This window comes from Janthinobacterium sp. NKUCC08_JDC (genome assembly GCF_019345575.1).
In the GTDB taxonomy this organism is placed as follows: Bacteria; Pseudomonadota; Gammaproteobacteria; order Burkholderiales; family Burkholderiaceae_D; genus Janthinobacterium; species Janthinobacterium aestuarii.
In genome coordinates this window covers 661,279-685,993 of the sequence record NZ_JAHKQW010000002.1, presented here as the reverse complement: position 1 = coordinate 685,993, position 24,715 = coordinate 661,279, and the positions used below count along the sequence as shown (strand labels likewise).

Sequence of the window (24,715 nt, the reverse complement as noted above, 5' to 3'; positions counted from 1 at the left end):
GGATCCGCCATGTTTCCCACCCCACCGGCCGATGTGCCGCCAGACCCGGTTACCCCCGTTCCGCCTCCCACGCCGAGCCACATGGCGCCGCTGAGCCGCGGTGCGCTGGCGATGATGCTGGCCGGGCTGTCGATGCTGGGCCCCCTGTCGATCGATACGTATCTGCCCGCGTTTGGCGCGATCCAGGGTTCGCTGCAGGCGTCGCCGCTGGAAGTGCAGCAGTCGCTGACGTTCTACATGCTGGCCTTTGCCGGCATGGTGCTGTGGCATGGCGCGATCTCGGACACCTTTGGCCGGCGCAACGTCATTCTCGTGTCCCTGCTGATGTTCGCCATCGGCTCGCTGGGTTGCGCTTCGGCGCATACGGTGCACTATCTGTGGTTCTTCCGCATCATGCAGGGCGTCTCGGCCGGCGCCGGCGTGGTGATCAGCCGCGCCATCATCCGCGACCTGTATGCCGATGCGGCGGCGGCGCGGCTGCTGTCGCTGGTGACGATGATCTTTTCCATCGCGCCGGCCGTGGCGCCGATTCTCGGCGGCTGGATCGTCATCTGGTTCGACTGGCGCTCGATCTTCCTGTTCCTCGCCTTTTACACGGTGGTGCTGCTGGCGTTCTGCTACTGGCGCTTGCCCGAAACCCTGCCTTTGGCCAAGCGCCAGCCGTTCAATCCGCGTTTCCTCGCGTCGAGCTATGGCCAGATCCTGCGCTCGCCCCTGTTCCACATCAAGGCGGGCATCGTCGCCCTCAATTTCGCGGGCCTGTTCCTGTTCATCACGGCCGCGCCGGAAATGCTGCCCAAGCAGCTGGGCCTGGGACCATCGCAATTCGCCTGGCTGTTCATTCCCTGCGTGAGCGGGATTTTCATGGGCGCCGCGGCGGCCAACCGCATTGCCGGCAAGGTCACGTTCGCGCGCCAGATCGGCATCGGCTTTGCCTTCCTGCTGTGTGCCGCCAGCGTCAATGTCGTGTATCACCTGTTCCTGCCGCCATCGTTGCCCTGGTCGGTGCTGCCCCTGTTCTTCTACACCTTCGGCATGTCGCTGGTGGGGCCGGGCGCGACCCTGCTGGCGCTTGACCTGTTCCCGCATATCCGAGGCACGGTGGCCTCGTGCCAGTCGTTTGCCAGCACCTTGCTGGGCGCCGTGGTGGCTGGCGTGATCTCGCCGCTGCTGTCCGGTTCCGTGCTGTGGCTGGCGTCGGGCCAGCTGGCGTTTACGGGGCTGGCGCTGGCCCTGTGGCTGATATCGCGGCGCTTCCGCCACCGTTTGCTGGGTTCCTTCAAGGCATAAGTTTCCACTGTAGAACGCTGGATTTATTTCAACTTAATTTTCTATATTGCAAGTAATATCCGGCGCTTATGATAAGATGACTGCTTTCCCGGCATCCTCTCAGGCAACACATTTTTTGCTTACAGGAGTGGAGGATTCCTCTGAACGTGGCCGCGCTTCGCTGCTGAGCGCTCATCCTTTTCGAACCGGCAATGCCTGATACGATGCATCAATCTGATCAAGATATACGCAATCGCCTGCTGATTGCCCGCCTGCCGGCCATGCCGCAGATCCTCCTCAAGCTGATCGCCCACCTGCAGGCCGACGATGCCGGCATGCCGGAGCTGGCCGCCCTGATCGCCAAGGATGCGGGCATGACCAGCAAGATACTCGGCGTGGCCAACAGTTCGGCCTACCATCGCCAGAGCAAGGTCGTCAGCCTGGAGCAATCGCTCGTCTCGCTCGGCACGGACATGATCAAGACCCTGGTCATCAGCGAATCCGTCTTCCAGACCTTCAACAGCTTTCCCCATTCCGGCAGCACGGATTTGCGCGCCTTCTGGAAGAGCTCGCTGTCGGCCGCCGTCATGGCGCGCGCGCTGGCCAAGGCCATGGCCTATCCGCACGCCGAGGAAGCGTATCTGGCCGGCTTGCTGCACAACGTGGGCCGACTGGCCTTGCTGGCCACGGCGCCGAAGGAATACGCCTTCAATTTCACGGCGCGCGACGATGCCGCCCTGTGCGCGGTGGAGCAGCGCACCTTGCAGATCACGCATGCGGAAGCGGGCGCCTGGCTGATCGAGCGCTGGCATCTCGATTCCTTCCTGGCCGACAGCGTGCTGTATCACCATGAACCGCTGGCGCGCCTGGAAGCGAGCCATCCCCTGATCCGCATCGTGCGTCTGGCGCACCTGTTGTGCTGCCATGCCGACGATGCGGACGAGGCCGAGTCCATCACGCAGGCGGCAAGCCTGTGCGCGCTGGACGTCGAGACACTGGACGAGCTGGCCGGCAGCGTCGCGCGCCAAGTGGAGCAGGCCGCGCAGCATCTGGGCATCGACCTGGCCGGCGCGGACGATATCGCCACGCCGCCCGCGTATGCGCCGCCATCCGGCGATCCGGTGCAGCGGCGCCTGTCCGACGAAGTACGCAACATGGTGCTGGTGTCCGAAGTGGGGCAGACCTTCGCCCGGCAGCAGGGCGAGAGCAGCCTGCTCGAAGCCATCACACGCTCGGCGCGTATCCTGTTCGATTTCGACACCGCCGTCATCCTGCTGCAAAACGCCACCGGCCATGCGCTCGTCGGCGTGGCGGCGGGCGAACATCAGCAGCGCCTGGCCGGCTTCTCGATCCCGCTGGCCAAGGGCGGACCTTTGGCCGCCTCGGCGATCGAGTGCCAGCTGGCGTTCCTGAAACGCGACATGCCGGCGTTGGGCATCGTCGAGGAGCAGCTGTTCCGCATTCTCGGTACCGACAGCCTGGTCTGCGTGCCTTTGGCGTCGGGGCAGCGCAGCCTGGGCGTGCTCATTGGCGGCGTGGCGGCATGGCAGATTCCCGCTTGCCAGAAGCGCGAAGGTTTCCTGCGCGCGTATGCCAACCAGGCCGCCACGGCGCTGGAAACGGCCATCAGCGCGCGCGGCCTGGCGCGGCGCCAGCTCGATCATGTGGCCGAGGAATACCGCGCCGCGTCGCGCCGCGTCGTGCATGAAGTGAACAACCCGCTGTCCATCATCAAGAACTACCTGAGCGTGCTCGATCACAAGCTCGAGAAGCAGGAACCGGTGTCCGGCGAAATGGCGATCCTCAATGAGGAAATCGACCGGGTCGGCCAGTTGATCGGCGGCCTGGCCGATCTGCAGCCGGCGGAGGCCAATGGCGTGACCGATTGCGCGCGCGTCGTCGACGATGTGCTGCGCCTGTTCCGCGCCACCGACTTCCTGCCGCCGAAGATAGAGGTGGTCACGCGCATGCAGGACGCGCCATGCGAGGTGGAAGCCGATGCCGACATGCTCAAGCAAATCCTGCTTAATCTGCTGAAAAACGCCGTCGAAGCCTTGCCCGATGGCGGGCGCATCGAAGTGGCGAACCGTGGCCACGTCAACCGCGACCGCCGCCTGTACCTGGAACTGTGTGTCAGCGACAATGGCGCCGGCCTGGCGCCCGAAGTGCTGGCCAATCTGTTCTCGCCTGTGCGCAGCAGCAAGGAAGGCGCGCATCACGGCCTTGGCCTGTCCATCGTGCATGACCTGGTCACGCGCCTGCATGGCGTGATCGGCTGCCGCAGCAGCAAGTCCGGCACCTCGTTTGAAATTCTACTGCCCATTCCCTTGCCGGCGAGCGCCGCAGCCGCGCTGCCCGCGCCCGGCAATACCGCCTTGTCTTCGTAACGTCCATGAACTCCTCCGCCATTCCGTTTGACCTGGAAAACAGCCCGCGCATCCTGCTGGTCGACGACGAGCCCCGTTTGCTCGCCTCCCTCCACGAATTGCTGAAGGACCGCGGCTACCAGCTGCACACGGCCACCTGCGGCAGCGAGGCGCTGGCGCAGTTGTCGAAACTGCGCTTCGACCTGATCCTGCTCGACTTGCGCCTGCCCGACATGAGCGGCCATGAAATCATGGACCACATCAACCGGCGCGGCATCGAGGGCGACGTGATCGTCATGAGCGGCGACGTCGGCATCGAAGCGGCCATCGGCGCCCTGAAACGCGGCGCCTACGATTATCTGCGCAAGCCTTACAGCCGCGAAGAGCTGCTTAAGACGGTGGAGAACGCGCTGCAAAAGCGCAAGCTGGCGCTGGAGAACGAGCGCATCGCGCTGCAGCTGGAAAACTCGGAAAAGATGTACCGCTACCTGGTCGACAGCTCGCCCGACATCATCTATACGCTGAACCACGAAGGCCGCATCACCTTCATCAACGACAGGGTGCACCAGTTGCTGGGCTTTAGCCGCGAAGAGCTGATCGGCAGCCATTATTCCATCCTCGTGCATGATGAGGACCAGGAGCGGGCGCGCTATGCTTTCAATGAGCGCCGCCTCGACGAACGCGCCTCGCGCAATGTGGAACTGCGCCTGAAGTGCCATAGCGGCACTGGCAGCGACCGCACCTTCAACAACACCTTGATGACGATTCCGCTCAATTCGATCGGCATGCACAGCCACGATCAGGAAGCGAAAAAGCAGGAATACTTCGGCACCTACGGCGTGGCGCGCGACATCACCGACCGCAAGCGCGCCGAGGAAGTCATCTCCTACCAGGCCTATCACGATATCCTGACGGACCTGCCGAACCGCATGCTGTTCAAGGACCGCCTGGGGCTGGCCGTGATCCAGGCGCGGCGCAAGCTGACGGAACTGGCCGTGATGTTCATCGACCTGGACCGCTTCAAGCTGGTCAACGATACCCTGGGCCACGTGAAGGGTGACGAATTGCTGCAGCAGGTGGCGCTGCGCCTGAAGGATTGTCTGCGCCGCGGCGATACGCTGGCGCGCCAGGGCGGCGATGAATTTACCATCGTGCTGCCGGAACTGCGGGACCGCCAGGATGCGCGCCTGATCGCCGACAAATTCCTCGAATGCCTGCACCAGCCCTTCGACCTCGATGGCAACCAGGTGCATATCTCGGCCTCGATCGGCATCGCCATCTATCCGGGCGACGGCGAGACCATCGATGAACTGCTGCGCCATGCCGACATCGCCATGTACCAGGTCAAGGCGCTGGGCAAGAACGGCCACAGTTTTTATCACGAGTCCATGCTCGACGTGTCGCACCAGAAGATCGCGCTCGAGCAGAGTCTGCGCAAGGCGCTGGAGCTGAACCAGCTGGAGATGTATTACCAGCCGCAGGTGGACGTGATGACGGGCCGCATCGTCGGCGCAGAAGGCCTGATGCGCTGGAACCATCCGCAACGGGGCTTGCTGACGGCCGGCGAATTTTTGCCGTTTGCCGAGGAAAACGGCTTGATGCTGCCGATCTCTGACTGGATGCTGGGCGCGCTGTGCCGCGACCTGGTGCAGTGGAACGCGGCCGGCGGCGACGCCGTGCGCCTGTCGCTCAATTTGTCGCCGCAATACCTGGACCGGGGCGACTTCTTCGAGAAGATGCGCGGCGCGCTGACGCGCTATGGCATCGCGCCGGAAAAGATCGAAGTGGAGATCACGGAAAACATCTGCATCCGCAACCCGCAGTATGCGATCGAGCAGTTGAACAAGCTGTGCCAGCTGGGCGTGTCGGTGGCCATCGATGATTTCGGCACTGGCTACTCCTCGCTGTCGTACCTGCACCGCTTCCCCATCCACACGATCAAGATCGACCAGTCGTTTGTGAAGGAAATCCACGACGAGCACGGACACTATCCCGTCATCCTGGCCATCATCTCGATCGCGCGCGGCCTGGGCCTGCACCTGATCGCCGAGGGCGTGGAGACGGAAGGGCAGGCGCGCTACCTGCAGGACAAGGGCTGTACCACGATGCAGGGCTACTTGTACCATCGGCCCATTTCGCTGGGCAGCTTCATCGGCGTGCTGCAGGAGCAGAACCGTCTGATCGCCGATGCCGCCCCCGCGCCGTCCCAGACGCTGACCATCGAGGCTTGATCGTGTCGCTTGCCGATCCCCGCTCCACGGCCGCTCATTCCACAGCTGCTCATTACACAGCTGATTATCTGCGTCTGAAAGGTCTGGCCGAGAAGGGCAATGCAAACGCCCAGCACAGCCTGGGCTTCATGTATTTCAATGGCCAGGGCATCGAGCAAAGCTATGCGCAGGCGCTGCACTGGTATGGCCTGGCTGCCGCGCAGGGACTCGAGCATGCGCAATACAACCTGGGCGTGATGTGCCAGAAGGGCCAGGGCGTGCCGCAGGATTTTGCGCAGGCGGCGCACTGGTACCAGCAGGCGGCCGAGCAGGGTTACGCGGCGGCGCAGTACAACCTGGGCTGGCTGTACGCCAAGGGCCAGGGACTCGCGCAAGACAGCGGACAAGCCATGCTGTGGTTCAGCCGCGCGGCGGAACAGGGCGACGCCGGTGCGCAAAACAATCTGGGCATGATGTATGACAATGGCAAGGGTGTGCCGCAGGACTTCGTGCAAGCGATCGCCTGGTACCGCAAGGCGGCCGAACAGGGCTATGCGCGCGCGCAGTTCAACCTGGGCCTGCGTTACGACAATGGCCAGGGCGTGCGCCAGGATCGCCAGCAGGCGACGGCCTGGATGCGCAAGGCGGCAGAACAGGGCTATGCGCCGGCCCAGTTCAACCTGGCGCTGCGCTATGAAAATGGCGACGTGCTGCCGCAGGACAGCCGGCAGGCGATCGCCTGGTACCGGCGCGCGGCCGAGCAGGGCCACGCCAGTTCGCAGTTCAACCTGGGCCTGATCTACGACAATGGCCAGGGCGTGCCCTGCGATAAGCAGGCGGCGCTGGAATGGTATGTCAAGGCGGCGGGACTGGGCCATGCGGCGGCACAGCACAACCTGGGCCTGCATCATGAACACGGCGCCCACGATTACGCGCAGGCGCAAGCGTTCTACCGTCAGGCGGCAGAGCAGGGTTTTCCCGCCGCCCAGTATCAGCTGGGACTGTTGTACGAGCATGGTCAGGGCATGCCCGCCGATGCGCAGGAAGCCATCTTCTGGTACCGCAAGGCGGCCGACCAGGGGCATGTACGGGCGCAGTTCGACCTGGGCCTGCGTTACGAACATGGCCAGGGCGTGCCGCAGGATCTGGCGCTGGCGCTGGAGTGGTACCGGCGCGCCGCGGATCAAGATTACGCGCCGGCGCAATACATGCAGGGCGTCTTGCACGACCGCGACGATGGCCCGGCGCCCGACAGTCAGCAGGCTTGCGCCTGTTACTGCCGCGCCGCCGCGCAGGGCCACAGCCTGGCCCAGTTCGCGCTGGGGCTGCGCCATGACAATGGCCAGGACGTGCCGCAGGATTATGCCGCCGCCTGGGACTGGTATGCGCTGGCTGCGCGCCAGGGCCATGCGCGGGCGCAGATGAATCTGGGCTTGATGGCGGCCAGCGGCCAGGGCGGTCCGCTCGATTTGCAGCAGGCGTATATCTGGCTGTCGATGGCCGTGGCGGCCGGCGTGGCCGGCGCGGAAAAATCCTTGCGCCAGACGGCGGCGCGCATGCGCGAGACGGATCTGGCGCGGGTGCGCGAACAGCTGGCGGCGATAGCAGGCTGAGCCTTGCCGCCCGCGTTAGCGTGCGCGGATACAACAGCAGGTGCTGTATAGTCCTTTCCCTTCGCCATCTGTGGCACCCCTTGTTTCCCCCAGACGCACAAAATTGCTGCGGTATTTGCAGTTTTGATGTGCTAAGGTTCCAGAAGAAGGTGGTCTGTATATTCTCTAGAAAAGGAAAACCATGCGCCTGAACCCTTTCCCTGGCCGTCCGGCCGCCATGCTGTTTGCGCTGGCGCTGCTGTCGTCCGGCGCAGGTGCCGCCGGCCCCCTCGATGCCCTCAGCAACCAGGATGCCAGCAATGGCTTGAAAGCGGCGCTGGAAGCCGGTTCCGCCGCCGCCGTATCGAAACTGGGTGTCGAGAATGGTTTCCTGAACAACGACAAGGTCAAAATCAAGCTGCCCGGCATTCTCGAGCAAGCCAAGCCCTTGCTGAAAATGACGGGCCGCGGCCAGCAGCTGGACGAGCTGGTGGTGTCGATGAACCGTGCCGCCGAGTCGGCCGTGCCCATGGCCAAGCCCTTGCTGCTCGATGCGGTCAAGTCGATGAGCGTGAGCGATGCGAAAAATATCCTGTCCGGTGGCGATACCTCCGTCACGGATTTCTTCCGCCAGAAGACCTCGGCGCCCCTGGCCGTCAAATTCCTGCCCATCGTGAAATCCGTGACCGACCGTTCCGGCCTGGCCAGCAAGTACAACAGCACCATGAGCCAGATCGGCAAGACGGGACTGGTGCCGCAGCAGCAATCGACGGTGGAAGGCTATGTCACGGACCGTGCGCTTGACGGCCTGTACCTGATGATCGGCGAGGAAGAAAAAGCCATCCGCAGCAATCCGCTCGCCTATGGCAGCAAGATTATCGGCAAAGTGTTTGGCAGTTTGAAGTGACAGTTCAAGCGTGATGCAGGGCCGTGGGCGGCGTTTTCGCTGTATGGATAGGTGTGGCGCAAGGGAAACAAGTTAAGCATTTGCTACAAGAAAACAATGTTAAAATTCTGCGACATACATTCCTGAGGCATGGTTAAGCAACGATCAATTGCCCGGGAGTGCCCAGTTTTAGTGGCGAACTGATGCGTGGCATTGCAAGATGCCCGTCGGTTGGCCTTTTTTCGTTTCATTCACGTTTCCCCAAGCTCATTGATTTTCTGAATATATTGTCAGGAATTCCAGGTGCAGGATCTTTTAGGTAGCCGGATTTGTTAAGCGTACTCAGAAAATCAATCAAATATACCTGGTGTGGCTGTCTGGTGCTTGGCGCGCCTTCGGTGATGGCCGCGACCCCGAATCATGGTGGTCAATCCGGCTACATCAATATGCCCAGCGCCGTGGTGGAAACGGACGGCACCTTCAGCGTCGGCTACAGCTATGACAGCCCGTATGGCCAGTTGTGGGCGACGGCGAATATCCTGCCTTTCCTGCAAATGACGGGGCGCTATGTGTCGATCACGGGCATTCCTGGCTTTACCAATGTGCCCGGCGAATATGGCAGTGGCTATGGCCGCTACAAGGATAAAGTCGTCGACGGTAAATTGCGCCTGTGGACGGAAACGGAGTGGATGCCGTCCGTTGCCGTCGGCATGACGGATCTGTTTGGTACCGAGTTGTTCAAGGGCCAATATGTAGTTGCCACCAAGACATTTGGCGCCAGCAAGAATATCGAAGCGAGCCTGGGCTATGCCCATAAACGCCCGGACGGCGTGTTTGCCGGCGCGCGCTGGACGCCGACTGCGCTGCCGCGCTGGTCGGTGGTGGCGGAATACGATACAACGAATTATGTGCGCGACTTCCGCGCCAGCGAAACGGACGCCGGCAAGCGCCGTAAAGGCGCTTCCGTGGGCCTGGAATACCGCTGGGGCTGGCTTGCCCTGCAAGCGGCACGCAGCCGCGACCAGTTCAGCGTGAACGCCTTTGTCAGCATTCCATTTGGCGAACGCGAGTTTGTCCCCAAGGTGTACGAACCGGCGTATTTCGTCGATGACAAGAATCCGCCACCGCTGCCGAGCAAGGAAGAATGGCACCGCGACCCCGTGTATGGCGCCGACCTGGTCAATGCTCTGGTAAAACAGGACTATAAAAATATCCGTGTCGAGCAAGAGGGCAATGTCCTGAGCCTGAGCCTGACGAACAGCCGGATTTCGAACATGGGCCGCGCCGTTGGCCGCGCCGCGCGCACGGCTGTCGCCTTTACGCCGAAGGGCGTGACGACCTTGCGCATCACGTATACCAAGCTGGACCAGCCAATCGCCACCTACGAATTCTTTGATTTGCCAAAACTGACCGACTATTTGGCAGGCAAGATCGACCGCAAGGCCTTCCTCGACGTCGTGCTGCTGCGCTATCCGGAGAAAAGCGATGTCATCCGGGACGATCAGCAAGGCTGGCTGCAGGAATTCCTCGACAAGCCGGCGCCCGTCGTTGCCGCCGCGCCTGCAACTGCACCAGCACCAGCACCTGCGCCCGTGCCGGTACTTGCCGCAGCTCCCGCGCTTGCCGCCGCACCGGCTCCCGCCAGGGCCGCCAACGTCCTGAGCGATGATGGCAAGCTGGCCGTCGGCGTCGGCGTCGATGGCGACGTGGTGCAAATCAAATCGCTGGACCGGGAGGCGAACCGCTTCAAGGTCGCTCCCAAGGTGGGCTTCTTCTTCAATGACCCGAGCGGCGCTTTCCGCTATTCGATTTCGGCCGTGGCCAACTACGACCGCCGCCTCGGTGACGGCCTGTACCTGAACAGCGCCGCCAGCCTGCAGTTGCTGGAAACGGTATCGGGCGTCAAGCAGCCATCGAACAGCAACTTGCCGCACGTGCGTACCGATATCGCGGAATATCTGCGCGGCGGGCGTTTCTCGCTGAGCCGCGTCTTGCTGAATAAATACAACAATCCTGCCGAGCGCGTGTATACCCGCATGTCGGCCGGCCTGTATGAAGACATGTTCCGCGGCGTGGGCGGCCAGGTGCTGTACCTGCCGAAGGATAGCCGCTGGGCGGCCGACGCGGCCGTCGATGCCTTGCAACAGCGAGGCTACAAGGGTTTGCTCGATTCGCGCGACTACAAGACGGTGACGGCGATCGGTTCCCTGCATTACCGCTTGCCGCACGACATTACCGTGACGGCGCGTGCCGGCCGCTTCCTGGCAAAAGACACGGGCGTGCGCATGGAATTCAAGCGCCGCTTCCAGTCCGGCATCGAAGTCGGCGCCTGGTACACGCATACGAACGGCAACGACATCACCAGCCCCGGCACGCCATCGAAGCCGTACCAGGACCGTGGCATCTTCATGTCCGTGCCGCTGAACAGCATGTTGCCGATGGACACGCAATCGACGGCCGGTTTTGCCATTGCGCCATGGACGCGCGACGTGGGGCAGATGGTGGCCTCGCCGGGCGACCTGTACGACATGCTCGAGCGCCCGCGCGCCGACATGCACAGCTACGATGGCCTGGGCAACTTTGCCGAGCGCCCGGACGAACAGCATCTGCCTGCCGTCAATCCGCCGGACCGGCCGTTTGTCAGCCCATGGCCCGCCATGCGCGCGCGCCTGGAGCAATCCGCATCTGCTACGCCTAGCGCCCCTGAATGGCTCAAGGCGACGGCGGTGGTCGGCGGTGTGGTGGTGGCTTCCGCGCTGGCCGACAAACCGGTCGACCGTTTTGTCAAGAAACATGAAGATTCCAAGGTTTACCGCAACTGGGACAAGCTGGGCAAGGCCATGCCCTATGCGGCAGTGGGCGCCGCTGCCGCCGCCTTCGCCCTGGGCGATGAGCGCATGCAAAATACGGGACTCATTTCCCTGCAATCGGTTGCCGCGGCAACGGGTTTGGCGGTGGCCGGCAAATATGCGTTTGGCCGCGCCCGTCCAGAGGAAGACCTCGGAACGTGGAGCCGCGTCGGCAGCGGCAATTCCCGCTCGAACTCCTCATTCCCTTCCGCGCATGCCGCGATCGGTTTCGCCGCCGTGACGCCGTTTGCCAAGGAATATGATGCGCCATGGCTGTACAGCGTGGCCGCCGTCGGTTCCGCCGGCCGCGTGTTTGGCCGCAAGCACTGGGTCTCCGACACGGTCGCCGGCGGCATCCTGGGCTACGCCATGGGCAGCTGGCTGTGGCACGCGCAGCGCGACCAGAGCAAATCGGGCCTGTCGATCAATCCCGGACCGAAAGAAATCAGCGTGACCTGGCAGGGCAAGTATTAAGCGCATGGCGCTCCCTTTACTCATACAACATTCATCCAGACAAAGACCAGCATGAAAAAGCAATTTCGTACTTCCCCGCCTTTCGTGAAACATCTCATTTTCTCGGCTTGCCTGTTGGGCGCAAGTTCTGCCTACGCCGCAGGGCAGGACATGGACATGGCTGACATGTCGCGCTCGAACCTGTCTCGCGCACAGGCAAGCGAGTCGGGTGCAGGTACCTTGCCGAGTATCCGTAGCGGCCGCAGTGATCCGCGCCAGGAGAAAGCGCTGGCTGCCAATAATCTCAGCAAGCAGGCTGCGACAGGTACCAAGGCCGGTGCTTTCGAAGAGTATGTCGATGGCGTGACAGGCAAAAAACTGAGCATCTTCGGCAAGGATCTGTTCAGTGATGTGCCGTCCACCTTCGCACCGCTCGATGGTGTCCAGGTGAACCAGGAATACGTGATCGGCACGGGTGACGAGCTGCAGGTACGCGGCTGGGGCATGGTTGACATCGACGTCAGCGCCACGGTTGACCGCAGCGGCGCGATTTTCATCCCGCGCGTTGGCTCCATCAAGGTCAGCGGCGTGCAGTACAAGGACTTGCAGGGTTACCTGAAGAAAGCCATTGGCAAGATCTACACCAATTTCGACCTGACGGCGAGCATTGCGCAAACGCGCGCCGTGCAAGTGTACGTGGTCGGCCATGCTGTCCGTCCTGGCACGTATACCTTGAATTCCATGAGCACCCTGCTCAACGCCCTGTTTACTTCGGGCGGTCCGGACGCCACCGGCAGCATGCGCAATATCCAGCTCAAGCGTGGCAAGGATACCGTCAGCACCTTCGACCTGTATGACATGCTGGTCAGCGGTGACAAGAGCCGCGACGTCACCTTGCGCGACGGCGACGTGATCTATATTCCTGAGGTGGGTCCGCTGGTGGCCTTGACCGGCAACGTGAAGCAAGCGGCCATTTTCGAGTTGAAAGGTACCGCGACACTGGCCGATGTACTGAGCTGGGCCGGCGGCTTCGATTCGGCGGCTGAAACCAAGCAGATCGTGGTCGAAAAAAACATCGATAATCAATATAAAACCGTGCTGGAACTGGTAGCCGACAAAGGTGTGTCCGGCAGTCAGTTGGCCGGCATTGCCGTCAAGCCTACCGATATTCTGCGCGTGTTTGCCCCAGGCGCCGTACCGGTCCAGGCGCAAATCCAGAATGAATACGTGCGCGTGGCTGGCGAAGCAAAGCAGAGCGGTATTTTCCTGTTGAAAAAAGGTGAAACCTTGCGCGAGCTGATCACCCGTGTCGGCGGCGCCAATGAAAACGGCTACCTTTACGCAACACAATTGAACCGTGAATCTGTACGCCGTGCACAGCAAATCAAATTGGACCAGGTAGCTGACCGTTTTGAGCGCGACATGGAGTCGAATGCCACCCAGCGCATGGCAGCCAGCAACGATAAGGATAACGCGGCGAAGGCTGTGGCCGAAGTCGAGCAGCAGCGCCGTATCGCACAAAAACTGCGCAGTATCAAGGCTGAGGGCCGCATTGTTCTCGATTTGCCAGGTGTCGACACGCAGGTCAAAAACCTTCCCGATCTGCCGCTGCAGGACGGCGATTCCATTCTGATTCCGCGCCGTCCCGGCACTGTCGATGTGCTGGGTTCCGTCTTCCAGCAAAACGCCTTCGTTTACCGTCCACAACGTACGGTAAACGATTATGTGAGGCAGGCTGGTGGTGTTACATCCAATGCGGACAAGTCTGAAATATATGTGATTCGTGCCGATGGTACAGCCGCTAGTAGTCAAGCCAGCGGCTGGTTCGGTGGCATTGGCGGTAATGCGCTCAATCCAGGCGATACTGTGGTCGTGCCAGAGAAAATCGATCGCAGCACTTTCATGCAGAGCGTGAAAGACTGGACAGCAATTTTCTATCAGTTTGGTTTGGGTGCCGCTGGTTTGAAGGTATTGAAAGACTGATTGAAAATATCATATTTCATTTGCCGTTAATTTTGACTTTTAATAACTTGTCGCAATGAATGCGTAGCCATATTGTTACGATTTGATTAAATCAAAATTATGTTCTGGCTTTAAAATAGACTGTTACGTGAAAGAAAATGATGTCTGAGCAAATGGTGGAAATAAAAGAGAACGTGCTTGCGATTAAGGAAGATAATGAAATTCATATCCTGGATTTTCTTGTGCTACTTGGTGAAAATAAGAAATTGCTATTTCTTACCCCCCTGTTTTGCCTGTTAGTTGGGGTAGCGGCGGCATTTTTCATCATCAGTCCGAAATTTTTGTCGAAGTCTGCCATTCTGCCTCCGCAACAGCAACAAGGGGCAGGTATGGCAGCAATGTTGGGACAGCTGGGAGGTCTGGCTGGTGCCGCTGGAGGTATCGCCGGATTGAAAAATCCGAACGATCTTTATGTCGGCATGTTGGAAAGCCGGACTGTGGCTGATAATCTGATTAATAAATTTGATTTGAAGAAGAAGTTTGAGGTGGATACCTTCGATGACGCCCGGAAGAAGCTTGCAGGAATAGTTGATATTTCGAGCGCAAAGTCAGGAATTATTTCGATTGCGGTCGAAGATACTGATGCAAAATTTTCCGCAGAATTAGCAAATTCATATGTTGCCGAATTATCCGCATTGACGCAGAACCTGGCAATTACAGATGCTTCACAACGGCGCTTGTTCTTTGAAAAGCAGTTGGTGAAGGCAAAAAATGATCTTGCTGAATCTGAGATTGCTTTGCGTAATATTCAAAAAGATACCGGAATTATTCAGCTTGAAGGTCAGGTAAGAGGAATTATTTCCAATGTGGCACAGCTTGAGGGCACGATTGCTGCGAAAGAGGTGCAACTTGGATCCATGCGAAGTTTTGCAACTAATAATAATCCGGAAGTTATTCGCCTGCAACAGGAAATTCAAGGGCTACAGGGCCAAGTTGAAAAATTAAAGCGAGGTCCAGAAAGCAGGAATGGAGATGCACTTGTGTCGACATCGAAATTGCCAGACATTGGAGTGGAATATATTCGTGGATTGCGCGATGTTAAGTATAACGAGACGATTTTTGAATTGCTTTCGAAACAGTATGAGTTGGCCAAGATCGACGAGGCGAAAGAATCTTCAAATATTCAGATACTGGATAAGGCTGTTCCAGCAGAGAAAAAATCAAAGCCGAGAAGAATTTTTATCATGCTGGGTGCTGTGATTGTTGGCTTTGTTTTTTCTGTATTTTTTATTTTTATGCGTGAATTTTATCGTTTTTCACGGAGAAGTGAGAAATCGAGAGAGCGTTGGGTAAAGTTATCCAAAGTTTGGTAAAAATAATTTTCCATTCATATGAATTTTATTGTCTGAATCTGATTTAAAGATTTTTCTTGTTTTTAAAATATATTTTTGGTGAAAAAATGAAAGCAGTCATTCTCGCCGGTGGTTTGGGTACACGTATTAGTGAAGAAACTTCCACCAAACCAAAGCCGATGGTGGAAATTGGTGGCAAGCCGATTCTGTGGCATATCATGAAGACATATTCGGCGCATGGCGTTAATGATTTCATTATTTGTTGCGGCTACAAGGGCTATGTCATCAAAGAATATTTCGCCAACTATTTTTTGCATACCTCGGACGTAACGTTCGATATGCAGAATAATCAGATGGAAGTGCATGCGCGCAATGCTGAACCTTGGAAGGTCACGCTGGTCGATACCGGCGACGAGACCATGACTGGTGGCCGCCTGAAGCGTGTCAGGCAGTACCTGAAAGGGGAAGAGGCGTTTTGCTTCACCTACGGCGATGGCGTTAGCGATGTCAATATCACTGAGTCGATTGCTTTCCACAAGGCGCACGGCAAAATGGCAACGTTGACCGCGACCCAGCCCCCTGGTCGCTTCGGCGCGTTAATCCTCGATGGGCAGAAAATCAATAGCTTCCAGGAAAAACCGCAAGGCGATGGGGCATGGATCAACGGCGGCTATTTTGTGCTTTCGCCGAAGGTCATCGATTACATCGCTGACGACAGCACGACATGGGAGAAGCAGCCGCTGGAGCGTCTTGCGGCCGAAGGTCAGCTGGATTCTTTTTTCCACCGCGGCTTCTGGCAACCGATGGATACCTTGCGCGACAAAGTGCATCTGGAAGAGCTGTGGCAGTCGGGTAAGGCTCCTTGGAAGGTTTCCTGATGAACATGGAATTTTGGCAAGGGAAGCGCGTCTTCCTCACTGGTCATACCGGCTTCAAGGGTGGCTGGCTGAGCCTGTGGCTGCAGCAGCTTGGCGCCGACGTGACCGGTTACGCACTGGAAGCGCCTACCACGCCCAGCCTGTTTGAAGTGGCCAATGTCGCGCACGGCATGCAATCGGTCATCGGCGACGTGCGTGATGGCGACGCCATCAAGCGCGCCATGGCCTCAGCCAGCCCGGATATCGTCATTCACATGGCGGCACAGCCGCTGGTGCGCTACTCGTACGTGAATCCAGTGGAAACGTATTCCACCAACGTAATGGGTGTGGTCAATCTGCTCGAGGCCGTGCGTGCCACGCCTGGCGTGCGCGCAGTGGTCAACGTCACCAGCGACAAGTGCTACGAAAACCGCGAATGGCCGTGGGGCTACCGCGAAAATGAGGCGATGGGTGGTTACGATCCCTACAGTAACAGCAAGGGCTGCGCCGAACTGGTGACAGCCGGCTATCGCAGTTCCTTCTTCCATACGGACAAATACGCCGAGCACGGCGTGGCCCTGGGCAGCGCTCGCGCCGGCAACGTCATCGGTGGTGGCGACTGGGCGCTGGATCGATTGATTCCCGACATGCTGCGCGCCATTGGCGCTGGCGAGCCGGTGCTGATCCGCAACCCCCACGCCATCCGTCCATGGCAGCACGTGCTCGAACCGCTGAGCGGCTATCTGACCTTGGCGGAAAAGTTGTATACGGAAGGCACCGTGCATGCCGAAGGCTGGAATTTCGGTCCACACGACACCGATGCGAAACCCGTCGAGTGGATTATCGAGCGCATGACGCAAGAGTGGGGCGCTGGCGCCTCCTGGTCGCTCGATGGCCAGGATCATCCACACGAAGCGACCTATCTGAAGCTTGATTGCTCCAAGGCGCGCGGCCAGCTGGGCTGGCATCCGCGCTGGGACATCGGCCAGACCATCGCCAAGATCGTCGAGTGGCATAAGGCGTGCGACCAAGGGGCCGACATGCGTGCAATGACGCTGGCGCAAATCGCCACCTATCAAAATACCTAATTAATTACCTAATAAATTGAAGGCTGCATCATGAGTGAACAACTGACCCAACAACAAATCCGCGAACAGATCGCTGCTCTGGTGGCGCAATACGGCGCACTGGCCAGCGTGCCGAAGCCATTCGAACCTGGCGTGACGGTGATTCCACCGGCCGGTAAAGTCGTTGGCGCCCCTGAGATGGGCCTGATGGTCGAAGCGTCGCTGGACGCCTGGCTGACCACCGGTCGCTTCAACGATGAATTCGAAAAGCGCCTGGCCAAGTTCATTGGCGTCGAATTCCTGATCACCGTCAACTCCGGTTCGTCGGCCAACCTGGTGGCCTTTTCGGCGCTGACATCGCCAAAACTGGGCGCGCGCGCCATTCAGCCGGGTGACGAAGTCATCGGTGTGGCGGCCGGTTTTCCGACTACCGTCAATCCGATCCTGCAATTTGGCGCCGTACCTGTCTTCGTCGACGTCGAGCTGGGCACCTACAATATCGACGCCAGCAAGATCGAGGCGGCCATTACCGATAAAACCAAGGCCATCATGCTGGCCCATACCCTGGGCAATCCGTTCAATCTGGAAGTCATCGTCGCGCTCTGCAAAAAATACAATCTGTGGCTGGTGGAAGATTGCTGTGACGCCCTGGGCGCCACCTACAACGGCCAGATGTGCGGCACCTTCGGCGATATCGGTACCATGAGTTTCTACCCTGCGCATCACATCACGATGGGCGAAGGCGGCGCGGTGTTTACCAATAATCCGGAACTGAAAGCGATTGCCGAATCGTTTCGCGACTGGGGCCGCGATTGCTATTGCGCGCCGGGCAAGGACAACACCTGCGGCCAGCGTTTCTGCTGCAAGCTGGGTACCCTGCCGGAAGGCTACGATCATAAGTACACGTACAGCCACCTGGGCTACAACCTGAAAATCACCGACATGCAGGCCGCTTGCGGTCTGGCGCAGATGGATCGCGCGGCTGGCTTCGTTCAGGCGCGCAAGGACAACTTCGCCTACATGAAGGACGGTCTGAAAAGCTGCGAGGAATTCCTGATCTTGCCAGAGGCGACACCGAACTCGGATCCATCGTGGTTCGGTTTCCCGATTACCCTGCGCCCTGAGGCTAATGTGGACCGGGTCAACCTGTTGACGTTCCTCGATCAAAACAAGATTGGCACACGCCTGCTGTTCGCTGGCAATCTGACACGCCAACCTTACATGATTGGCCGCAACTACCGTGTTTCTGGCGAGCTGACAAATACGGACCGCATCATGCACGATACCCTGTGGATTGGCGTCTTCCCTGGCTTGACCAAGGAAATGATGGACTTCTCGATCAGCAAGATTGAAGAGTTCTTTGGCGTAAACTTTTAATCAAGCCAGTTGATGTCTCAAGAACCATCTGAGAGCCGTACTTACGCCCCTGGTATTGCGACGGACGATTTGCTCCTGATCCAGAAGCATACCTCTCCCGCCGTGTGGCGGGGGTTGAGCGGACAGCGTATTTTCATTACCGGTGGCACAGGCTTTATCGGCTGCTGGTTGCTGGAAACGTTGTTGTGGGCGGACAAGTACTTTCAACTTGGGCTTAGCTTGTTGATCCTGACCAGGAACCCGGCTGCATTCTCGGCCAAGGCACCACACTTGGCATGCTATCCTTCGCTGCAGCTGGTACAGGGCGATGTTACGGATCTCGGCTTTTTCAATGAGCCTGTCGATATAGTGTTGCACGCTGCGACGGATGTCACCCACGCCAGTAGCAAACCGCAAAAGGTATTTGACGATATTGTCAACGGTACCAAGCAAACGCTGGATCTGGCAGTCAGATGCAAGGCGCGTCGATACCTACTGACCAGCTCGGGCGCCGTGTATGGCCGGCAGCCAGACGACTTGACGCATATCCCGGAAAGTTACGTGGGCGCGCCGGATATCTTGCAACCTGGCACTGCTTATGGCCAGGGCAAGCGGGTATCCGAATGGCTGGTGCAATGTGCTGCAGCTGAGCACCAGCTGGAGACTCGCGTCGCCAGGGTATTTGCATTGCTTGGCCCTTACCTTCCGCTGGATGCCCATTTTGCAGCTGGCAATTTCATTCGTGACGCCATGGCTGGTAAAGAAATCAAGGTTGGTGGCGACGGGACAGCCTATCGCTCGTATCTGTATACCGCCGATATGGTGATCTGGCTGCTGACTATACTCATCGACGGCGCCGCTGGCCAAGCCTATAACCTGGGTTCCGACCAAGCATTATCGATTCGCCAGTTGGCGGCGGCCGTGTCGAGCGTGGTGCTTGGCGAAGAACGCGTTTCTGTCAGTATTGCGGCCCTACCTGGCGTACCGGCACAACGTTATGTGCCTGATATCGATAAGGCACGTCGCGATTTGAAGCTGTTCGTTCATACCGATTTATCCTCGGCCATACGTAAAACCGTCGACTGGACGATTATGCGGTCTTCTTCCAGTCGTGCTTAATCCGGAAATTCATGATGTCTGAATTTAACTCATCTCAACTTCGCGCTACTGTGCTGCAGATGGCATATGCCGGATCGACTGTACATATCGGCTGCGCCTTCTCCATCATCGAGATCATGGCGGTACTTTATCGCAATCATTTACGTTATCCCGGCAACGACCCACATGCGGCACAACGTGACTACATGGTGCTCAGCAAAGGGCATGGCGTGATGGCGCAGTATGCCTGCCTGCACGAAAAAGGTTGGTTGCCTAGAAGCGACTTGGACAATTATTTTAGCGATGGATCTCGCCTAAAAGGTTTGTCAGACGCGCACGTGCCAGGTTGTGAAGTAACATCGGGCTCCCTGGGCCATGGCCTATCGGTTAGTACCGGTATGGCTCTCGCAGCAAAGCTGGGAAAGACCGACCAGTACTGCTACGCAGTTGTTGGCGACGGCGAAATGAATGAAGGTCCGATGTGGGAAGCGATGCTGTTTGCCAAGCACTGGGCTCTCGATAATCTGATCGTGATCGTCGATGAAAATGGTTTCCAGGCAATGGGGACAACATCTGAAGTGATGGAGCTTGGTTCCCTGCATACTAAATTCGAAGCATTCGGGTTTGAGTCAGTTACCGTAGACGGTCACGATGAAGCGGCGCTCGATAATGCTTTGATGCAATTGAAAGCAAGTAAAAATGGCGTACCGAAAGCGATTATCGCCAAGACCGTCAAGGGCAAAGGCGTGTCCTTCATGGAAAATCAAAATATCTGGCATTACACCCGCCTTACCGAAGACACATTTGGCGCCGCGATGGCCGAGTTGGAGCAATTTAAATGAGATCAGCATTTTCAAAAGCGATTGTCGATGCCGCTATGGCAGACTCGAAAATTCTGTTGCTGACAGGTGACCACGGCTACGCGTTATTTGACGAATTCCGTCAGCGCTGCCCGGCACAATTCATCAATGCCGGCATCGCCGAACAAAACATGGTCGGTGTGGCAGCGGGGCTGGCAAAAGCCGGTTTTAAGCCCATTGTCTATGGGCTGAGCGCCTTCGTGCCGGTACGTGTGCTTGAGCAGATCAAGATGGATGTATGTTATGAAAATTTGCCCGTCGTGTTTATTGGTGATGGCGCCGGTGTCGTTTATAGCAGCTTGGGTAGCAGCCATCAGTCAACCGAAGACATCGCCATGCTGCGTCCTATTCCCAACATTCAGATTCTGTCGCCATCGGACGCATACGAGATGGCATACGTGATGGACCATGCACTTGAATTTACTGCGCCCACGTACATCAGGATTGGCAAATCCGATGTTGGCATAACGCACGAGTGCCCTCCGACAGCGTTAATGGGCGATCTGTTGCCTGTACGTATTGGCGGTAATTTGTCGACCGTGTTGCTAGCCACCGGTTCAATGGTGCAAACCGCTATGAAGCTAGCGCAAGAACTTGATGACTGTGCTGTGTGGAGCATGCCTGGTATCAAACCGCTTAATCATCAGCAACTGCTGGCACTCGCCGCCACCGCTGAAAATCTGGTAGTGCTTGAAGAGCATAGCAATGTCGGCGGCATTGGTGGGCTGGTCGCCGAAATAGTCAGCGAATCCACAGGTGCAAAACCGCGCGTGATCCGTTGTGGTATGCAGGATCGCTTTTCCGAAAAGTGCGGAAGTTATGAATACTTGATGCGCGAACATCAGCTCGACAAGGACTTCTTGTTGGCGAGTTTGAAAAACAAGTTGAAATTATAAAGGTAATTTTGACGCTGGCTGTCCGTCTCTTGCCGACAAATGAGCCGGGCCTGCTAGAGCTCGGACAGCTATGGTCTGCTGCGTGTGATGAAGGAAAATGACATGATATTGCAACGAATTTGTTTTTACTTAAAGAACGCTGTCGATGGTAGTTGCCATCACGATGAAGAATAGCATGCTTAGTAGCAAGAGGCAGAGTCTTATTGAAAACGGAATTGTCATTGGTTTGCGACTTTTATCGATTGCGGTTGGTTTTGCTTATATAAAGATTTATACCAATAACCTTTCCACGGAGGAGATTGGCAGATATTTTTATCTGGTGACTTTGTCATATGTGATGAATGCGATCATATTTGTGCCGATTGACTACTACATGCAAGCTAAACTTGCATTGTCGGACAAAGTGATACCATTCGGTGCCTTGTGGAAATTGAATAAGGTAGTATGTTTCATTGCTCTTATTTTATGCCTTTTTGTCGGATTACCTCTGTTGTATTTGGGGAAAATACATGCCACCGACATATTTGGAATTTATGTCACCTCGGTCCTTTTCTACCTCTGCAGTTCCTCGCGTGGATTGCTTAATAATCGTGGATTCAAGGTATTTGTCGTCATGATGTTGGTATTCGAAGGCGGCGCGCGCCTTGGTTTATTTATGTTGGTTGCTAATTATGGAAACGCGACATCAGGTGCCTTGCTCTATTCTTCGATACTGGCTTTTTTACTTGAATTTTTGATTATCGGTTTCTTTTCTTTAAAAAGGTTGGAGTATAACTGGCTGAATGAAGGCTTCGATGACTTTAAAACGGTATTCGGAAGTTCATATGCCATTTCAGTTAGCGCAATTTGCAATTTGGCACAATTGCAGAGTTACAGATTAATGTATGTATGGGCGGGGGCGCCGGCGACTGCCGCAATATATGTGGTCGTGACCAATTTGGGTAGCGCTGGCATGGGGGCAATTTCCTCAGTCTATTCACAGATATTTTTGCCAAAAATTTATGCCAGTAAGGGAGTATTTACACTTACATATATCCGCAACGCGCTGATTCTGGCACTCATTGTCGGCATAGGTGCGACTTTGACTGGAAAGTATTTACTGTTATTTTTAACAAAGAATGATTATATAGAGTATGCCAATGCTATCGGTTTCGGAGTGTTGGTCGAAGCGGGTAATTTAGTGATTGGTGCCGCGACAGTATATTTAATGCTGAATAACGCAGCAAAGTCAGCCATATTTTGCAATATTGCCGCGGCGCTTGGATCGATGGCCGGCGGTTATTTGGCATTGTATTTTTGGCCGGAAAACGCTTTTGCGATCGGTGTGCCAATTGCTCTATCTCAGATATTTATTGGTGCATTCCTTATTGTGCATGTTATACGTCTGCAAAAAATTATGAACGGGAAGTGAAATGAAGTTCTGTGATAAATTGACATTTGTAATTTTTACATATAATGAAGAAAATAGAATTGAACGGGTGCTGCGGAATTTTTCAGGCTGGGCTCGTATTTTGGTTGTAGATAACTACAGTACCGATGATACAAAACTTATAGCTGAGCGACATGGCGCCGAAGTTTTATTGCATAAAAATCCAGGCTGGGTCGAAGACGAAAATACGGTGGCGCTAATTAAAAATACGGTCGCTACTCCTTGGATATATTGGGCGTTTGCAGATGAGTTACTCGACGAGGAAAGCCTGAATGCCGTAATCGCAGCAGTGACATCCGGCAAACATAAAATTATTAATATAGCAAGAAAAAATTACTATTATGGAAAATTCTGTCACGAAGCTTATGCTGATCGTTTGAATCGTGTATTTGAAAAGAACGCCTTGGATTTTACCGGTAACAAAATACATAATTTTGGACGCAGTACCGTGGAGAAAGATCAGATATATTACCTTGACGCAAAGAAATATTATGTTAGGCATTTCATATCAAATACTGCCAAGTCTTATCTGGCAACTATAGACAAATATACAGATATACAAGCGCAAGAGCATTCGGATTTTAGTAGTTTCAGACTTTTTTTGCACCTTGCAAAAAATTTCCTGAAGAATTATATACTTGGGCGGGCTTATAAAGCGGGTAAGCCTGGCATGTTCTTCGTTTTGCAAATGATGTATTATCAAAGTATATTGTTAATGAAAATATATGAGAAAAGAAATAATATTTCAGGTGAAATTATTGAAAAACTAAATAATGTAGAGCGCGAAAGAATGCTTAAAATTCAGAGAAAATAAAGATGTTTTCGCCGAAATGGAATGGGATTATGAGTAAATGTAAAATAAATAGATTAAATTTTTATAAAATAAAAAATCGCATTGATTTAATTTGTTCAAAAATAAAATTTCTTCTTTTCTATCAATTCATTTTTGGCTCTGCCGGGCGTTCGGTGGCAATTTACAAACCTCTGCTGATTGTAAATCCACATAGAATTTTTATTGGAAATTTAGTAGTTATCCGCCAAGGCGTGCGCCTGGAAGTTGTCATCGCCAACGATCATTCCGCTCCTAAGTTGACTATTGGAAATAATGTCAATATCGAGCAAAATGTTCATATCGTGTGTGGCTGCAATATATTGATTGGCGATAACGTTTCTATCGCTGCCGGCGCGGCAATTGTCGATGTAAATCATCCGCATACCGATGTCTTAGATTCTGGAAAAATAGCTGACAGAATTGATGCTGAAAATAATTATGTTGAAATAGGCGAAGGTGTGTTGATCGGTTATGGAGCGATCATTTTGCCCAATGTCCGAATTGGCCGACGCGCTGTAGTCGGAGCCTACGCAGTCGTTACAAAAGATGTACCGGAATATTCTACAGTTGCCGGAAATCCCGCAAGGTTAATCAAAAGATATTCTTTTGAGCGCAAACAATGGGAAAGAGGTTGATATTATTTTCTTGAGATAGTTATTTGCTTCAACCTGTTCTATTTTTAAATGATGAAATGCAGGTATTTATAATAAATAATATTATGGAGTTTTTGTGCTGGATATATTTTCAAGGAAATATTCTAAATTCAAAAGAATGGACTTTTTTGATTTTTATTCATGCTTTCAAGTTATATTAGCAAGAATAAAGAGTCGTGTTATTTATTCTTTGATCTTTGGGAAGATAGGTAATAGATCCTGGATAAAGAAACCAGATCAGGTTTTTGGTGCCAATCGCATTTTTGTCAGCGATGAAGTTCGAATTGAGCGTGGAGCAATATTGTATGCGGTAAAACGTTACGGCAGCCAGGATTACCGTAGCAGGATTAATATCGGCAAGCGAACTTTTGCAAATCGATATCTTAATCTGACTGCAGCTTTTACTATGAATATTGGCGAAGAGGTTGTGTTTGGCCCCAACGTATTTTTGACAGATTTTGATCACGGATATGAAGATATCAAGAAGTCCAGATTAGACACTGAATTGGTATCAAAAGGGCCGATTACTATCGGTGATCGATGCTGGATCGGCGCTAATTCGTTTATTGGCAGTGGAGTAACCTTGGGTGAAGGATGCGTCGTCGCTGCAAATAGTGTGGTAACGCGAAGTTTTCCGTCATTTTCTGTGGTCGCGGGTTCCCCGGCTAAACTGATAAAAAAATATAATGCTGATGATAAGCATTGGGAAACAATAATTAAATAATTTT

Annotated in this window: 18 protein-coding genes; all 18 read left to right on the top strand. The window is 55.5% G+C overall.

Features of this window, described 5'->3' with window-relative positions:
• Positions 1-9 precede the first annotated feature (9 nt).
• The 18 genes from KO538_RS09095 to KO538_RS09010 all read left to right on the top strand — a co-directional run bounded on the left by KO538_RS09095 (position 10) and on the right by KO538_RS09010 (position 24,711).
• Positions 10-1,290 (top strand): multidrug effflux MFS transporter, encoded by a 1,281-nt coding sequence (locus KO538_RS09095; RefSeq protein ID WP_198511227.1) that lies wholly within the window; start codon positions 10-12, stop codon positions 1,288-1,290.
• 203 nt (positions 1,291-1,493) lie between these two features.
• The gene (locus KO538_RS09090; protein ID WP_257620236.1) at positions 1,494-3,656 is read left to right on the top strand and encodes an HDOD domain-containing protein; all 2,163 of its coding nucleotides are present in this window, start codon (positions 1,494-1,496) and stop codon (positions 3,654-3,656) included.
• A 5-nt stretch (positions 3,657-3,661) separates the two neighbouring features.
• Positions 3,662-5,866, top strand: coding sequence for an EAL domain-containing protein (locus KO538_RS09085; RefSeq protein ID WP_219328083.1), 2,205 nt, complete (start codon positions 3,662-3,664; stop codon positions 5,864-5,866).
• A 2-nt stretch (positions 5,867-5,868) separates the two neighbouring features.
• Positions 5,869-7,458 (top strand): tetratricopeptide repeat protein, encoded by a 1,590-nt coding sequence (locus KO538_RS09080; RefSeq protein WP_219328082.1) that lies wholly within the window; start codon positions 5,869-5,871, stop codon positions 7,456-7,458.
• Positions 7,459-7,639: 181 nt separating this feature from the next.
• A complete protein-coding gene (locus tag KO538_RS09075; protein ID WP_219328081.1) occupies positions 7,640-8,344 on the top strand; it encodes a DUF4197 domain-containing protein in 705 nt (234 codons plus the stop codon).
• A gap of 380 nt (positions 8,345-8,724) precedes the next feature.
• Positions 8,725-11,646 (top strand): YjbH domain-containing protein, encoded by a 2,922-nt coding sequence (locus tag KO538_RS09070; protein WP_219328080.1) that lies wholly within the window; start codon positions 8,725-8,727, stop codon positions 11,644-11,646.
• A gap of 51 nt (positions 11,647-11,697) precedes the next feature.
• A complete protein-coding gene (locus KO538_RS09065) occupies positions 11,698-13,608 on the top strand; it encodes an SLBB domain-containing protein (protein ID WP_219328079.1) in 1,911 nt (636 codons plus the stop codon).
• 137 nt (positions 13,609-13,745) lie between these two features.
• Complete coding sequence (locus KO538_RS09060; RefSeq protein WP_219328078.1) at positions 13,746-14,960, top strand: GNVR domain-containing protein; 1,215 nt, start codon at positions 13,746-13,748, stop codon at positions 14,958-14,960.
• Positions 14,961-15,046: 86 nt separating this feature from the next.
• On the top strand, positions 15,047-15,817 hold the full coding sequence (gene rfbF / locus KO538_RS09055; protein ID WP_219328077.1) for a glucose-1-phosphate cytidylyltransferase: 771 nt from the start codon (positions 15,047-15,049) through the stop codon (positions 15,815-15,817).
• Positions 15,817-16,884 (top strand): CDP-glucose 4,6-dehydratase, encoded by a 1,068-nt coding sequence (gene rfbG / locus KO538_RS09050; protein ID WP_219328076.1) that lies wholly within the window; start codon positions 15,817-15,819, stop codon positions 16,882-16,884. The genes rfbF and rfbG overlap by 1 nt, the downstream gene beginning before the upstream one ends.
• Before the next feature lie 30 nt (positions 16,885-16,914).
• A complete protein-coding gene (rfbH, locus tag KO538_RS09045) occupies positions 16,915-18,240 on the top strand; it encodes a lipopolysaccharide biosynthesis protein RfbH (RefSeq protein ID WP_219328075.1) in 1,326 nt (441 codons plus the stop codon).
• 12 nt (positions 18,241-18,252) lie between these two features.
• Entirely contained in the window at positions 18,253-19,338 is a 1,086-nt protein-coding gene (locus KO538_RS09040) for an NAD(P)-dependent oxidoreductase (protein WP_219328074.1), read from the top strand.
• 11 nt (positions 19,339-19,349) lie between these two features.
• Complete coding sequence (locus KO538_RS09035) at positions 19,350-20,159, top strand: transketolase (RefSeq protein ID WP_257620235.1); 810 nt, start codon at positions 19,350-19,352, stop codon at positions 20,157-20,159.
• Complete coding sequence (locus KO538_RS09030; protein WP_219328073.1) at positions 20,156-21,073, top strand: transketolase family protein; 918 nt, start codon at positions 20,156-20,158, stop codon at positions 21,071-21,073. Before KO538_RS09035 ends, KO538_RS09030 begins: the two co-directional genes overlap by 4 nt.
• Before the next feature lie 145 nt (positions 21,074-21,218).
• Entirely contained in the window at positions 21,219-22,484 is a 1,266-nt protein-coding gene (locus KO538_RS09025) for a hypothetical protein (RefSeq protein WP_219328072.1), read from the top strand.
• A gap of 1 nt (position 22,485) precedes the next feature.
• Entirely contained in the window at positions 22,486-23,316 is an 831-nt protein-coding gene (locus tag KO538_RS09020; protein WP_219328071.1) for a glycosyltransferase, read from the top strand.
• Positions 23,317-23,318: 2 nt separating this feature from the next.
• Positions 23,319-23,969, top strand: coding sequence for an acyltransferase (locus KO538_RS29635; RefSeq protein WP_307788874.1), 651 nt, complete (start codon positions 23,319-23,321; stop codon positions 23,967-23,969).
• Between the two features lie 94 nt (positions 23,970-24,063).
• Positions 24,064-24,711, top strand: a complete 648-nt coding sequence (locus KO538_RS09010) for an acyltransferase (protein ID WP_219328070.1) — start codon at positions 24,064-24,066, stop codon at positions 24,709-24,711.
• Positions 24,712-24,715 lie beyond the last annotated feature (4 nt).

What these genes read in the sequence shown, in the direction of transcription:
- KO538_RS29635 (WP_307788874.1), top strand. Translation starts at nt 23,319, where the DNA reads ATGTTTTCGCCGAAATGGAATGGGATTATGAGTAAATGTAAAATAAAT.
- KO538_RS09095 (WP_198511227.1), top strand. Translation starts at nt 10, where the DNA reads ATGTTTCCCACCCCACCGGCCGATGTGCCGCCAGACCCGGTTACCCCC.
- KO538_RS09075 (WP_219328081.1), top strand. Translation starts at nt 7,640, where the DNA reads ATGCGCCTGAACCCTTTCCCTGGCCGTCCGGCCGCCATGCTGTTTGCG.
- rfbF (WP_219328077.1), top strand. Translation starts at nt 15,047, where the DNA reads ATGAAAGCAGTCATTCTCGCCGGTGGTTTGGGTACACGTATTAGTGAA.
- KO538_RS09060 (WP_219328078.1), top strand. Translation starts at nt 13,746, where the DNA reads ATGATGTCTGAGCAAATGGTGGAAATAAAAGAGAACGTGCTTGCGATT.
- KO538_RS09030 (WP_219328073.1), top strand. Translation starts at nt 20,156, where the DNA reads ATGAGATCAGCATTTTCAAAAGCGATTGTCGATGCCGCTATGGCAGAC.
- KO538_RS09070 (WP_219328080.1), top strand. Translation starts at nt 8,725, where the DNA reads ATGGCCGCGACCCCGAATCATGGTGGTCAATCCGGCTACATCAATATG.
- KO538_RS09025 (WP_219328072.1), top strand. Translation starts at nt 21,219, where the DNA reads ATGGTAGTTGCCATCACGATGAAGAATAGCATGCTTAGTAGCAAGAGG.
- KO538_RS09065 (WP_219328079.1), top strand. Translation starts at nt 11,698, where the DNA reads ATGAAAAAGCAATTTCGTACTTCCCCGCCTTTCGTGAAACATCTCATT.
- KO538_RS09040 (WP_219328074.1), top strand. Translation starts at nt 18,253, where the DNA reads ATGTCTCAAGAACCATCTGAGAGCCGTACTTACGCCCCTGGTATTGCG.
- KO538_RS09090 (WP_257620236.1), top strand. Translation starts at nt 1,494, where the DNA reads ATGCATCAATCTGATCAAGATATACGCAATCGCCTGCTGATTGCCCGC.
- KO538_RS09085 (WP_219328083.1), top strand. Translation starts at nt 3,662, where the DNA reads ATGAACTCCTCCGCCATTCCGTTTGACCTGGAAAACAGCCCGCGCATC.
- KO538_RS09035 (WP_257620235.1), top strand. Translation starts at nt 19,350, where the DNA reads ATGATGTCTGAATTTAACTCATCTCAACTTCGCGCTACTGTGCTGCAG.
- rfbG (WP_219328076.1), top strand. Translation starts at nt 15,817, where the DNA reads ATGAACATGGAATTTTGGCAAGGGAAGCGCGTCTTCCTCACTGGTCAT.
- KO538_RS09020 (WP_219328071.1), top strand. Translation starts at nt 22,486, where the DNA reads ATGAAGTTCTGTGATAAATTGACATTTGTAATTTTTACATATAATGAA.
- rfbH (WP_219328075.1), top strand. Translation starts at nt 16,915, where the DNA reads ATGAGTGAACAACTGACCCAACAACAAATCCGCGAACAGATCGCTGCT.